Genomic DNA, 14,024 nt, shown 5'->3' with positions numbered 1-14,024 from the left:
TACGGAACGGCATCTTAGGCATTGACCCAGGGAATGTCACGTAAAATTGACCACGACCTTTATTCGACATGCGGGGATTGCAACGCTACTTGCAGGCTACCATCCCGACACCGGCCAGATGGTCCTCCAGCAACGCCCGGTCGTGCGGCGTGAACCGCAAACCGAGTTTGGATCGTCGCCACAGGATGTCTTCCGCGGTCACGGCGAACTCCTCGCGCCGGAGATAGTCGATCTCGGCCGCGGTCAGAGGTGAGTCCAGGGCGGCGGAACCGAAGGCGGGGCCAAGGTCGGCGAGCGCGCGGGCATCGCCGAGGACAGCCCCGGCCCGCGTGCCGTAGGCCCGCACCAACCGGCGCGCCAGCGTCCCGGGCAGGAACGGATAACGCTCCTGCAAGGCCAGGACCGCCGCCGCGAAACCATCCACCGGCATGTCGCCGCCCGGCAACGGCTCATCCGCCGTCCACGGCGCGCCCATGCGGGGGAAGGCATGCCGCAGGCGCTGCAGGGCATGCTCGGCGAGGCGGCGATAGGTGGTGATCTTGCCGCCGAAGATATCGAGCCGCGGCGGATCGCCCTCCAGCTTCAGCACGTAGTCGCGCGTGGCCGCCTGCGCGGAGCGGGCGCCGTCGTCATACAGCGGGCGCACCCCGGCATAGCTCCAGACGATGGACTCCGGGGCGACCAGCTGGCGCAGGTAGTCGCTGACGGCGCGGCACAGATAGCTCCGCTCGGCCGCGGAGGCCGACACCCCGGCCGGATCCCCCGTGTAGTCCGCGTCGGTCGTCCCGATCAGCGTGAAATCCTGCTCGTAGGGAATGGCGAAGACGATGCGCCGGTCCGCGTTCTGGAAGATGTAGGCACGGTCGTGCGCGAACAGGCGCGGGACGACGATGTGGCTGCCCTTCACCAGCCGGACCTGCGCCGGGATCCCGGCCTGGAACACGCCGGCGATGACCTGCCCCACCCAGGGCCCGGCGGCGTTGACCAGCGCCCGCGCGGCCACCGTGCGGATCGCGCCGTCGCCCTGATCCTGCAGGGTGACGCGCCAGTGCCCATCCTCGGGACAGGCGGCGAGGCAGCGCGTGCGCGGGCAGATGACGGCGCCACGCGCGCGGGCGTCCATGGCATTCAGGACGACGAGGCGCGCATCCTCCACCCAGCAATCGGAATATTCGAAGGCGCGGCGGTACTCGGGCCGCAGCGCCGCCCCGGCCACGTCGCGACGCAGGTCCAGCATGCGCGTCGGCGGCAACAGCTTCCGGCCGCCGAGATGATCATAAAGGAACAACCCGAGCCGCAGCACCGGCGCCGGGCGCAGGCCACGATGATGCGGCAACACGAAGCGCAGCGGCCAGACGATGTGCGGCGCCGCGCGCAGGATCACCTCGCGCTCCAGCAATGATTCGCGAACGAGACGGAATTCGAAATATTCGAGATAGCGCAGCCCGCCATGAATGAGCTTGGTGGAGGCAGAGGACGTGCCGGAGCCGAGATCGTTCTGTTCGCACAGCAACACGCTGAGACCACGCCCGGCCGCATCGCGGGCGATGCCGGTGCCGTTGATGCCGCCTCCGATGATCGCGAGATCGTAAATCCCGGCTGCCATGCTGCCGCGTCCCCTTTTCACGCTGTCCGGCACGACGTCCTGTGCCGGCGCGCGCGAGCGAAACACGCTTGCGGCGGCTCCGCAATGCGCATGCGCCGCCGCACCGGCCGCGGAACATCGTGCGACCTGCCCTGGCCGCACGGCATCGGCGCCCTCGTTCCAGGCCACCATTTCTCTGCAATATCGAAATATTTCTGCGGCACGGCGCCCCCACAATCGCACCGGCCCAGGCAAACCTTTTTGGAAATAAACAAGCAACTAATTCTACTTATTGGCACAAAATACAACCAAAGATGACTGCCTGTTGCTCCGGAAGATTTTGCCACGCGGGGCGTCATATACAACCGTAAATACAATCTGATTTTACCTGACTTGACCTGAAGACTGCAAATCTGCTCACAGACGCGTGATCAATCAACCGGAGATGATCATGCGCCAGAACGGCAGCAGCCTTGAGTTGCCCGATACACGCAGCGGAGACCGCTTCCTTCGTCCACTGGCGGTTGCCGCCCTGTGAGCCCCTCTCCCGCGGCAACCACGCCGACTTCCGCCGCCCCGCAGGACGAGGTGAACATCCTGCTGCGTGGCCAATCGAATGCGAACCTGCTGCTCACCTACGGCGTGATCTACCGCGTGCGCGACGAGGTGCAGCGGCTGCTCGGCTTCGACGGCGTCAATCAGAAAGTGCGGGTGATCGCCAATGACGGCAGCATCCCGGGCAGCGACACCGTCGCCGGGGGCACGAGCTTCATCGGCAACTGGATGCAGCCCGCCGCCGGCGGCGTGGGAGCAGGCTGGGTCCCGCAGTCGCACGAGAAGAACCTGCTGAAGGCCATCGCCGAGCAGCCGGCCGCGATCAGGGCGGCACCGACCGCCGTGCTGTGGCTGCACAACGAGTATGACAGCACCCATGCCGGCCTGACCACGGCGCAATGGACCAGCGCCGTGCGCGCCGATGCCGCCCTGGTGCGGCAGGCCTTCAGCCAGGGCGCCGCCACCGTGCCCTACCTGTTCGTCAATGCCATTCCCTATGGCGGCGCCAACGGCGCCAGCAACCAGGCGATCAAGCTCGGGATGCAGACCCTGGCTGCCGATCGCGGCTTCGATGCCCGCATCGCCGCCCAGTTCAACGACGTCGACATGGATGCGTGGAACAACGGGGTGAAGGGGGGGCCGCACATGAACACCGCGGACGCGGCCCAGCTCATTGACCGGCTGGCCCGCTCGATCGCCGATACCTTCGCGGCCAAGGCACGCCCCGGCTCGCCGGTCGCCTGCGCGGGGGGACATGTCGACGCGCTCGGGCCGGAGGCGAACCAGGCAACGCCGGTGAACGGAAATCCCACCCGGCTTCTGGTCCGGGTCGCGCAGGACGCCGCCACCGGCCTCAAGCCGCTGAACGCAACCGCCGCCGGCGGCGTCGGCTGGTCGGTGCTGGCAAACGGCGCGCAGATCAAGGCCTGCGCCGCCAGGATCGTCGATTCCACCCATGTCCTGCTGACCTTTCCGCAGGCGGTGCCGGGCGGAGCGACGCTGCACTATGCCTGGGGCTATGGGCGCCTGGTGGTGGCAGGCCCCGGAGCCCAACAGGCATCGGGCCACGGCAATGCCGTCTACGACACCAACGGATTGCCGATCTGGACACGCGCATCGGGGATTCCGGTCGGACACGACGCCGCATCGCCGGTGGCGCCGGTGACACCGGGCAACACGGGGCTTCCGGCCTCGCCCGGCTTCCACCCCCCCACATCCGCCCCCCGCCCCGTCAGCGCCACCAGCCGGGGCGCGGCCGATGCAACCCACAACCAGACCCTCTGGACGGCGCCAGGCGTGGACGTGCTGGTGGGCGGCAAGGGAATGGACACCTTCCTGGTGAACGCCGCCAGCCCGGACGGCTGGGCCAGCGTGCGCAATTTCCATCACGGGGACATGGTGGCGGTGCGCGGGCTGGACTGGAAGGCCGGCGGCCGGACGAGCTGGGCCGAGGGGACCGATCCGCTCGGACGGAGCGGGGCGACGCTGAATGTCGACCTGCACGGCAGCGGCCATGTCGACGCGGCGATCACCTTCGTCGGGCTTTCACTGGCGGAGGCCAAGGGGCTCGCCGCCAGCCCGGGCAGCATGAACGGCCAGCCGCTGGTGACCTGGCACTGAACCGGGACACCCCACCGCGCCCCGGATGATCCCGCGCCAGGCCGGTCGGGGCAACCGCCCGATCCTGGCACGATGTCCGTCGGCACGGCGCCACCCAGGCATTCGCCGGACCGCGAAACACCCCAGCCTGGCTGCAAACATTCGAATGGCGTGCGCCAGCCAGCCGGGATCGGCTGTCCAGGCCTGGTACCATGACTGGTACCAGGCCTGGTACCGGATCCGGTACCCGGACCGGTACCAGGCCTGCACCCCATGCGCCTCCATCCACCGCATCGCAACTTGCCACATCCAGTCTGCAAATTTCAGCATTCCGCACGATCTCGCGATGGGATCAATATTCAGTGGCCCGGCAGTTAAATCCCATTATCGTGCGCGATCGTCGACTAAAGGACCCATTCGAGGAACATCACTATGCCGGTTTTGGCATTCCTGTATGACAACCCGGATTACACAGGCCAAAACCTGGTTATCCGAGCCTCCGACGGAGATCTGGGCGGATTGACTGCAGCGGTATCATCACTGCGAATTTCCGGATCCGGATATGCGACGGTCTACGATCAGCCAAATTATAGCGGCGCATCCAGGGTCTTCATTCCCGGATCATATTCACTGATCGGAACGGCATGGGACAACAGAATATCGTCCATCATGCTATCCGATTCTTCGCTCGACCCATATTATTGAGCCGGCCTGCACAATTGCGGAATGCGCGCGTCGCGGCCTGCCTTTCGGGATGAAAATTCCGCAATGATCCAGGCCGACGGGAATTGCCCGATCCTGGATCTGCCGCACCACCGGCACGTCCCGTCCCTGGGACTTCCAGGGATCCGATCGACAGCTCCGCCGATCCTCGCCCCGTTCCCAGGAACCATTGCCCGGGAAGCCGGCAATCGGTTAAGCCGTGGCACCGGGCGGCGGACCGGTCCGCCACCGGTTCCAGGCGTGCCGCCCGCGCACGGAACGGAGACCGCCCATGCCTGCGACCGAAATACTCGCCGAGGCGGGGCGCCTGATGCGGATCTGCAACGCCTGCCGCTACTGCGAGGGATTGTGCGCCGTCTTTCCCTCCCTGCAGATGAAGCGCGACTTCCCCGATGGCGAGCTGACATACCTCGCCAATCTCTGCCATGGCTGCGGCGCCTGTTACTTCGACTGCCAGTACGCGCCGCCGCACGCCTTCAACGTCAACGTACCCCGCACCCTGGCGCAGCTGCGCGCCGGGTCCTACGCGAGCTGCGCCTGGCCACCGGCGATGCGGCGCCTGTTCCCGCGCAACGGGCTGGTGGCCGGGCTGGTGACCGCCCTGGCGGTGGCCGCCTTCATCCTTGGCTTCGCCGCCGTCCATGACCCGGCCATCCTGTTCGGCCGGCACGCCGGTCCCGGCGCGTTCTATGCGCTGATGCCGCATCAGGCGATGGTGGGCCTGTTCGGCGCGGCCTTCCTCTACGCCGTGGTCGCGATCGGCATGGGCGTGCGGAACTTCCGCCGCAGCCTCGGCCCCGCACCACCTGCGTCGCCCCCATCCGGCTGGCTCTGGCAGGCCATCCGGGATGCCGGCCGCCTGCGCCATCTCGAAGGCGGCGGCATGGGCTGCATGAACCGGGAAGGGCATCCCGCCGGGCAGCGGCTGTTCCACCACATCACACTGGCCGGTTTCCTGCTCTGCTTCGCGGCGACGGGGGCAGCCACCCTGCTGCATTACCTCCTGGGCCGCGCGGCGCCGTACGCCTGGCACGACCTGCCGGTCCTGCTGGGCGTGTCGGGGGGCATCCTCCTGCTGGTGGGACCCGCCGGGCTGTTCGTGGCGAAGGCGCGGCGCGATCGGGACATCCGCGACGCGTCCAGTCTCGGCATGGATATCGGTTTTACGGCCATGCTGTTCCTGACCAGCCTGAGCGGCATGGCGCTGGTGGTCCTGCGCCATACCGCCCTGCTCGGCCCCCTGCTGGCCCTGCACCTGGGCGTGGTCTTCGCCCTGTTCGTCATGTTGCCCTATGGCAAGTTCGTGCACGGCATCTATCGTTTCGTTGCCCTGATCCGGTACGCGCAGGAACGGACGCCCATCCGCCAGAATGTGCCGGCCCTCTCGCGCCCGGACAGGCCGCCTTCCGTCAGCCCAGACGCGTCGCCAACCGCTCGAAGGTGAACGGCCCGGCGGTGATGAAGCGATAGGCCTCCAGCACCGCCGCGCGGAGGACGGGCGTGTCGATCGACCTGCCCCAGAAGGACGCCTCGGACAGCCAGGCGGCGACCACCGCTTCCGCGTCACCGGCCTCGCCGATCGCCACCGCCCTGGCGATGATTTCAGCGGAATCCCTGGGTGGCCACGTCTCTGCATGCGCATGGCGGCCGAGGTAGAACACCAGCCAGGCGGCGAGCGACAGCGTCATCAGCGGCGACGGCTTGCCGGTCCGCTCCAGGCTTGCCTCAAGCCGCGGCAGATTGCGGGCCTGATACTTGGCGATCGAGTTGAGCGCGATGTCGTACCACAGGTGGCGGATGAACGGATTGGCGAAGCGGGCGCGCACCGATGCCGCAAACGCCTCCAACTCGGCCTTCGGCAACGAGAGAAAGGGAATGACCTCCTCGTTCAGCAGCCGGTCGAGGAATTTCGAGCCGACCTCGGTCGTCACCGCCTCGCCTACCGTCTCCACGCCGGCGATGAGGGCCAGCGGGCACAGCGCGGTGTGGGCGCCGTTCAGGATCGCCACCTTGCGTTCCTTGTACGGAGAGACGTCCTCGGCGATGATGGTTTCCGGATCATGCCTGGCGAGCGGGAGCGGGATCTTCTTCTGATCCTGCCGCCGCTCGATCACGAACAAGTGGAACAACTCCGCGGTGGCAATGAAAGCGTCGTCGTACCCGAGTTCGGCGCGAACCTGATCGATGTCGGCGCGCGGGTAGCCCGGGACGATGCGGTCGACCAGCGTGTTGTGGAAGGAGTTGGCGGTCTTCAACCACGCGATGAAGGCGGCCTCCAGTGCCCACTCCTCGGCATGCCGAAGCACAATGCGTCGCAACGCGTCGCCGTTGTGATCAATCAGCTCGCAGGCAATCATGGACAGGCCGGCCACGGCCTCGCCGTCGAACGCCTTCCAGCGCTCGTGCAGCAGACGGGTCATCTTGCCGGGGAAGGAAACCGGGGGATCGTCGTCGTACTTGACGGTCGGCACGTAGGCGATGCCGGCGTCGGTCGTGTTGGAAACGATCACCTGGATGTTCAGGTCGCGGACAGCGGCCAGAACCTCCGACCACTGGCCGTGCGCGGCGATCTCGCGACGGACGGAAGCGATAACGCGCGATTCCGAAATTTTCCTGCCGGCCTCGTCCATGCCGCGCGAGAGAACGGTGTAAAGGCCGTCCTGCTCGTTCAGGGACTTCGGATTGCCGCCGGGGATCGGGCGTATGACGATCACGCCCCAATCCTCCAGCCCCGCCTCGTTCATGCGGTCGATCTTCCAATCGACGAAGGCACGCAGGAAGTTTCCCTCGCCGAACTGCAAGACGCGCGGCGTCGGTCGCGGACGACCCTGCAAATCCGAAACGTCGATGGTTCGCATCTCTCGTTCTTTCTCACGTTCCCGTTGTGTCCGTGCCCCGGCGCGGCTTCCTTCTCGCGCGGGGAGACCCATCAGAGGGTGACACCCGTCTTGAAGATCACCACGTCGTGAACGTCGTTTTCCTCGTTGCGGGTGCGTTTGCCGTTCGCGACCGCGACCACCGCATCGACGAACGACGGCAAAAGCCCGTCCACCGTCACCTCGCCCTCGGCGATTGGACCGGCGTTGAAGTCAATCCAGTTGGCCTTGCGCCGGAACAGCGGGGTATTGGTGGCAATCTTCATCGTCGGGGCCGGGCCGCCGAGCGGCGTGCCGCGGCCGGTGGTGAACAACACCATCTGGCACCCCGCGGCGATCAGCGCGGTGACGGCAGTGCCATCGTTGCCAGGGGCTTCCAGCAGCGTCAGGCCCGGCCGGGTCGCGCGCCGGGCGTAGCGGATTACGTCACGGACGATCGAACGACCGGCCTTCTGGGTGCAGCCCAGCGACTTCTCCTCAAGCGTCGAGATACCACCCGCCTTGTTGCCCGGCGAGGGGTTCTCGTAGATCGGCTGGTTGTTGGAGAGGAAGTATCCCTTGAAATCGTTGATGAGGGAGACGGTCCGGTTGAAGACGTCCCGGTCCCCGGCCCGCTCCATCAGCAACCGCTCGGCGCCGAACATCTCCGGCACCTCGGTCAGGATGGTGGAACCGCCCGCCGCGCACAACGCGTCGGAGAAGGCCCCCAGCAGCGGGTTGGCGGTGATGCCGGAGAAACCGTCCGAGCCGCCGCATTTCAGGCCGACGCGCAGCCTGTCGAGGCCAACCGGCTCGCGCCGGTCCCCCCGCATCACCGTTGCCAGCTCCTTCAGCAGATCCGTTGCCGCCGCGACCTCGTCATCGACCTCCTGCGTGGTGAGGTAGCGCAGACGGCGCGGATCGGGATGCACGAAGTCCTTCGCGAACAGTTCGCGGGTATTGTTCTCGCACCCCAGCCCCAGGATCAGCACACCACCGGCATTGGGATGGAGGGCCAGCGCGCGCAGGATGTTGCGGGTGTTGTCGAGATCGTCGCCCAACTGCGAGCAACCATACGGATGCTCCAACGCCAGCGCGCGCGATCCCTCCGGCAACAGGCCGGACGCCTGGAAGCCGGAGGCGAGCTTGCGGGCCAGGCCGTCGACGCAGCCGACCAGCGGGATGATCCACAGGTCGTTGCGCACGCCGACGTCGCCGTTGCTGCGGACGAAGCCGCTGAAGGTCCGCACGGCCGGAGCGGCAGCGGCGGGGACGGTGGGGACGCCCGGATAGGTGTAATCCTCCACCCCGCCCAAGGCGGTGCCGATATTATGGGTATGGACCCAGGAACCGGCGGCGATGTCGACCCTGGCCAGGCCGATGCGCGCCCCGTACTTGATCACCGGCGCGCCCACCGCATGATCGGCGAGGGCGACCTTGTGTCCGCGCGCCACCGCCTCCCTCAGTCGCACCCCGGCCACCTCGGCCCCGATCTCCAGATCCGCCAACGCAACGGCGACCGTGTCGCCTGCGTGAATGCGCAGCCAATTCGCCATGATGAGACGTCCCCGCGACGAGCGGCTGTCCGCTTCAGATTTCGATCATCACCTTGACGACGTTGTCGCGCTCGCGAACCCAGTACGGCAGCGCCTCCGGGGCCTCAGCGAAGGAGAAAACCCTGGAGATCAGGTCGTCCGGCGGGGTTTGCAGCGCTTCCAGATAGTCGACCACCGACCTGAAATCCTCGGCCAGCGCGTTGCGCGATCCGCGAATGTCAAGTTCCTTCATGTTGAAGAACTGAGTCTTGTAGGAAACTTCCTCCTTGGCATAGCCGACATAGACCACGCGGCCGGAGAAGGCGGCGAGGTCGATCGCCTGCCGGAAGGTGGCGGGCGACCCCACAGCCTCGACCACCACGTCGGCGCCGTCCCCGTTCGTCAGTTCCATCACTCGCGCAACCACATCCTCCCGCCCCGCGTCGATCGCGTGCGCGGCCCCATGGGCGAGCGCGAGCCTCGTCTTGGCTTCGCCGATGTCGATCGCGATCACCCGCGCTCCGCGGTGAACCGCGCCCGCGATCACGCCCATGCCGATCATGCCGCAGCCGATCGCCACCACCGTCTCACCCGCCGCGATCGCGCCGCGTGCTGCCGCGTGGAAGCCGACCGACAAAGGTTCGACCAGGGCCAGATGGCGCGGCGCCAGCGTGTCGTTGAGGATCAGCTTGCCGTACGGCAGGACGAGGCGCTCGGCCAGGCCGCCATCCTGCTGCACGCCCAGCGTCTTGTTCGAGCGACAGGCGTTGACCCGGCCCTTGCGACATGACGGGCACACGCCGCAACTGGTGTAGGGAACGACGATCACCCGCCGGCCGACGGCGTACTCCGACGGAACGCCGGGCCCGACCCCGGCGATCTCCGCGCCGATCTCGTGGCCGGGAATGCGCGGCAGGGAAACCAGGGGGTTCAATCCCTTGAAGGTGGAAAGGTCGCTGCCGCACAGCGCGACGTGGCGGACGTTCAGCAACACCTCGCCCGGGCCCGGATGCGGTTCGGCCACATCGCGCAGGACGCACGTCCCCTCACCCTCGATCATCAGGGCTTTCATGCGATTCTCCATCATTGAGTTGAAATCGTCGCGGAAGCGAACCCCGGCGGAACGGAACCGCCGGGGCTGGCCGTTCAGTCCGCGGCGTTGATCGCAGGGCTCCAGCCCTTGCGCTGCACAGGACGCCGGGCGATGCCCAGGGCGAAGACGGGCAGGATCATCAGGCCACCCACGACGCCGATGATGCCGAGAAGCTGCAGGCCCGCCGTCTGCGACTGGAAGGCAGCTTCCGCCCACACCCGGATGTTCGGCGCGACGAAGCCACCCAGGTTGCCGAGCGAGTTGATGAGCGCGATGCCCGAGGCAGCCGCCGCGCCGCTCAGGTAGCCCGTCGGCAGGGTCCAGTAGATGGGCTGGACCGCCAGCAGGCCGGCGCAGCCGATGCAGAGGGAGATGAAGGCCACGGTCGGGGAGAAGGCCGCCAGCGAGCCCGACAGGCCGACGCCGAGACCGCCCAGGCACAGCGTGACGGCGGAGATCACGCGGCGCTCGTTCATCACCGTCGACAAATGCGGGATGTAATAGGCAGCGATGGCCGCGACCAGCCAGGGAATGCCCGACAGCACGCCGACCAGGAGCCCGATCTTGGCGCCGACCAGCGCCGCCACCTGCGAGGGCAGGAAGAAGGCCATGCCGTAGGAAGCAACCTGGATGGTGAAGGCAATGACGCAGAGATAGATGACGCGCGGATCACACAGCGCCGCCCAGGCCCCGCGCGGCCCGTGGTCGCTCTTCTCGCTCTCCTCGCTTTCGAGCGCGACGGACAGGGCCGCCTTCTCCTCCGCCGTCAACCAGTGGCACCGGTCATCGGTCGGGCGGTTGACGAGGTAGAAGAAGGCCCAGATGCCAACCAGCGCTGCCGCCACGCCCTCGACCAGGAACATCAGCTGCCAGTCATGCAGGCCGTAGACATTGTCGAAGCTCAGCAGGGCACCGGACAGCGGGCCGCCCAGGATGAAGGCGACGGGCGGACCGAACCAGAAGAAGCCCGCGACCTTGGCCCGCACCTCGATCGGGAACCAGAAGGTCAGGTACAGCATCACGCCGGGCATGAAGCCTGCTTCGCTCGCGCCCAGCAGGAAGCGCAGGACATAGAAGGTTGTCTCGGTGTGGGCGAACATCATCGCCGCCGAGATCAGACCCCAGGTGACCATGATCCGCGACAGCCACATCCGGGCGCCGACGCGGTAGAGCATGATGTTGCTGGGAATCTCGAAGATGGCGTAGCCGATGAAAAAGATGCCGGCACCGAACGCGTAGGCCGCGTTGCTGAGGCCGGTGTCCGCCTGGAACGCCTGCTTGGCGAAGCCGATGTTGGCCCGGTCGAGATAGGCCATCACGTACATCAGCGCCAGGAACGGCAACAGTCTTCGAATTGATTTTGAAATGGCCGAGGCCAGCGCGGCCTTCTCCGCACTTACTTGCATTTTCCTCTCCGCCGCAATTTGTCGTTTTGTAGTCGCATGCGTTCTTCATGACGCATACGACACTGATCTGGAATGGGGCGAACTGCCCCATTCCGGGTTCAGACGGAAGATCGCCTCACGAACGCCATTCGGCGCCGTCGGGATAGGAGAACCGTTCGAGACTCTCGGGCTTCATCGTCACGCCGTAGCCGGGCTGAACCTGCGGCATGTAGCGTCCGCGCCTGACGACCAGGGGTTCGACGAAATTCTCGTGCAGATGATCGACGTATTCGAGCACCCGGTTCTCAAGGGAGGCGGACACGGCGATGTAGTCGAACATCACCACGTTCCGCGAATACTGGCACAGGCCGACGCCGCCGCCGTGCGGACACACCGGCACGCCGAACTTCGCCGCCATCAGGACCACCGCCAGAACCTCGTTCAGGCCGCCGAGGCGGGCCGGATCGAGCTGGCAGAAATCCATCGCGCCCGCCTGGAAGAACTGCTTGAACATCACCCGGTTGTGCGCGTGCTCGCCGGTGGCGATGCCGATCGGGCCGATGCGGTCGCGGATCGCCTTGTGGCCCAGGATGTCGTCGGGGCTGGTCGGCTCCTCGATCCACAGGGGATCGAATTCGGCCAGACGCCGCATGTTGCTGACCGCCTGATCGACGTCCCAGATCTGGTTGGCGTCCATCATCAGCTTGCGGTCCCAGCCCAACTCCTCGCGCAGGATGCGGGCACGCCGCAGGTCCTGCTCGATGTCGGCGCCGACCTTCTGCTTCAGGTGGGTCCAGCCCGCCTCGACCGCCTCACGCGCCAGGCGGCGCATCTTCTCCTCGGAATAGCCCAGCCAGCCGGCGGCGGTGGTGTAGCCGGGGAAGCCCACCTCCCGCATCTCCTGCTCCCGCGCGGCCTTGCCCGGAGCAACGCGGCGCAGCATGGCAACCGCCTCCGACGGGGTCAGGACGTCGGTGATGAAGGTGAAGTCGACGCAGCGGACCAATTCCTCCGGCGTCATGTCGACCAGCAGCTTCCAGACCGGCTTGCCCTGCTGCTTGGCCCAGAGGTCCCACAGCGCGTTGATGACCGCGGCGGTCGCCAGATGGATCACGCCTTTTTCCGGACCGACCCAACGCAGCTGGCAGTCGCCCGCCACCAGCTCGTGCCAATAAGCGCCGAAGTTGCCGGTGATGTCGTCGAGCGAGCGGCCGACGACGAACATCCGCGCCAGTTCCTTGACGGCGGCCACGCACAGGTCGTTGCCGCGACCGATGGTGAAGGTCAGACCGTGGCCGGTCGGTCCGGCGCCGCCGTCGGTCTCGATGGTGACGTAGGTCGCGGAATAATCCGACGTGGCGTTCATCGCGTCCGAACCGTCCAGGCTGCGGGATGTCGGGAAGCGGATGTCGCGGACCGAGACGTCGGTAATCTTGAGTGACATGTCGAAAAGGGCTCCTCGATGCGTTTTCCTGGCGCCGGCGATTGTTGGTGAACCGGTCTAGAGCCCCATCCTTGGGCCGTTGCCGCCATCAGCCAATTGAATTAAGATTATTACAGTGATAAATATAGGTTATCGCTGAAATGGTTTCTCAGTATTCTAAAATAGAAAGCCGCCTCAGCATGCGGCATATGCGGCTCCTTGCCACCCTGTCCGAACGGAAATCACTGCGCGCTGCGGCCAATGCCCTGTCCCTGACCCAGCCCGCCATTACGAAAAACCTTCACGAGCTGGAAGATACGCTGGGCGAGACACTGTTCGTCAGGACGCCCAGGGGAATTGAACCCAACGCCTTGGGGGAGGCTGCCATCCGCTTCGCCCGCCTGATCTTCACCGACCTCAGCGCGCTTCGCGACGAGCTCGACGTGTTGCGGAGCGGGGGGGTGGGAAACGTGCGGATCGGTTCGATGTCATCGCAGACCGGGGGCGTCATCGCCCGCGCCGTGGCGCGGGTGAAACGCGAGCATCCCCGCGTCAACATTGCCGTTGTGGAAGAAACGAGCGACCATCTTCTCGGGGCCCTGGAAGAAGATCGGCTGGATCTCGTCGTCGCCCGCATCCCACAGGACCGCCGCGATGACAACCTGATATTCGAAACCCCGGCGGAGGAGCAGATCGAGATCGCCGTGGGCGCCAGGCATCCCGCGCGCGGGCGGCCCGACCTGTCGCTCGCCGATCTGGTTGACCACACATGGATCGCCCAGCCCCATCCCGCGCCCCTGCGCGTGATCCACGACCAGTTGTTCCGTGAGGCGCGGCTGCCGTTGCCCCGCAGCCTGGTCGAGACCTCCTCGACGCTGACCACGGTCGGGCTTCTGGATTACTCCGACATGATCACCCTGCTGCCCGGATCGTTGATCCGGTTTTACGGCGAACTGGGGTTGATGGCGACGTTGCCGATCCCGGTCCCCGGGCTGCTGTTGCCCTTCGGGTTGATCCGGCGGCGGAACCGCGTGCTCACCCCGGCCATGGAAACGGTGGCGGACGCGCTGCGCATTGAAGTCGGCCGCTGACCGGGCAGCAAGAGATGGCATGAAAATGAGGCGGAGGGCCAGGGGCCGCTGTCATGGGCGGCAGGCGGGGAGTAGTATCATCGTGTGCCAGACCCGCGTGCCGATCCGGCCCGGGCAGGAGGAGGGGATCCGCCAGCGCCGGGCCGAGCGCCGCAGCGGGTGCCGCCCCGGCATGGCATA

10 protein-coding genes are annotated in these 14,024 nt (G+C 66.5%); 4 read left to right on the top strand and 6 right to left on the bottom strand.

Translation table 11 applies throughout. The features are described from left to right. Nucleotides 1-85: 85 nt before the first annotated feature. Nucleotides 86-1,606 (bottom strand): glycerol-3-phosphate dehydrogenase, encoded by a 1,521-nt coding sequence (gene glpD, locus NBY65_RS12440; protein WP_150044201.1) that lies wholly within the window; start codon nt 1,604-1,606, stop codon nt 86-88. Nucleotides 1,607-2,119: 513 nt separating this feature from the next. On the opposite strand from glpD, the gene NBY65_RS12435 reads away from it, so the two are divergent. The 3 genes from NBY65_RS12435 (at nt 2,120) to tcuB (ending at nt 5,906) form a co-directional block, all read left to right on the top strand. After that, complete coding sequence (locus tag NBY65_RS12435; RefSeq protein WP_150044203.1) at nt 2,120-3,760, top strand: hypothetical protein; 1,641 nt, start codon at nt 2,120-2,122, stop codon at nt 3,758-3,760. A gap of 411 nt (nt 3,761-4,171) precedes the next feature. Next, on the top strand, nt 4,172-4,444 hold the full coding sequence (locus tag NBY65_RS34075) for a peptidase inhibitor family I36 protein (protein ID WP_150044206.1): 273 nt from the start codon (nt 4,172-4,174) through the stop codon (nt 4,442-4,444). A 289-nt stretch (nt 4,445-4,733) separates the two neighbouring features. Further along, nucleotides 4,734-5,906, top strand: coding sequence for a tricarballylate utilization 4Fe-4S protein TcuB (gene tcuB / locus NBY65_RS12430; protein WP_150044208.1), 1,173 nt, complete (start codon nt 4,734-4,736; stop codon nt 5,904-5,906). Here tcuB and NBY65_RS12425 read toward each other — a convergent pair. The 5 genes from NBY65_RS12425 to NBY65_RS12405 form a co-directional block, all read right to left on the bottom strand. After that, the gene (locus NBY65_RS12425) at nt 5,872-7,320 is read right to left on the bottom strand and encodes a tagaturonate reductase (protein ID WP_150044210.1); all 1,449 of its coding nucleotides are present in this window, start codon (nt 7,318-7,320) and stop codon (nt 5,872-5,874) included. The two genes, tcuB and NBY65_RS12425, sit on opposite strands and share 35 nt — an antisense overlap. Before the next feature lie 71 nt (nt 7,321-7,391). Further along, on the bottom strand, nt 7,392-8,873 hold the full coding sequence (locus NBY65_RS12420) for a UxaA family hydrolase (RefSeq protein ID WP_150044212.1): 1,482 nt from the start codon (nt 8,871-8,873) through the stop codon (nt 7,392-7,394). A 34-nt stretch (nt 8,874-8,907) separates the two neighbouring features. Next, a complete protein-coding gene (locus NBY65_RS12415; protein ID WP_150044213.1) occupies nt 8,908-9,924 on the bottom strand; it encodes a zinc-binding alcohol dehydrogenase family protein in 1,017 nt (338 codons plus the stop codon). 74 nt (nt 9,925-9,998) lie between these two features. Then, nucleotides 9,999-11,351 carry an MFS transporter gene (locus NBY65_RS12410; protein ID WP_150044215.1) on the bottom strand — a complete coding sequence of 451 codons (1,353 nt, stop codon included), beginning with the start codon at nt 11,349-11,351 and terminating at the stop codon, nt 9,999-10,001. Between the two features lie 115 nt (nt 11,352-11,466). Further along, entirely contained in the window at nt 11,467-12,774 is a 1,308-nt protein-coding gene (locus NBY65_RS12405; protein WP_150044217.1) for an enolase C-terminal domain-like protein, read from the bottom strand. A gap of 188 nt (nt 12,775-12,962) precedes the next feature. Here NBY65_RS12405 and NBY65_RS12400 point away from each other — a divergent pair, with 188 nt between their 5' ends. Continuing rightward, on the top strand, nt 12,963-13,844 hold the full coding sequence (locus NBY65_RS12400; protein ID WP_203330682.1) for a LysR family transcriptional regulator: 882 nt from the start codon (nt 12,963-12,965) through the stop codon (nt 13,842-13,844). Nucleotides 13,845-14,024: the final 180 nt, after the last annotated feature.

Source organism: Rhodovastum atsumiense, assembly GCF_937425535.1.
Taxonomy (GTDB): domain Bacteria; phylum Pseudomonadota; class Alphaproteobacteria; order Acetobacterales; family Acetobacteraceae; genus Rhodovastum; species Rhodovastum atsumiense.
The sequence above is the reverse complement of the archived record's forward strand: the minus strand, read 5'-3'. Positions and strand labels throughout refer to the sequence as shown.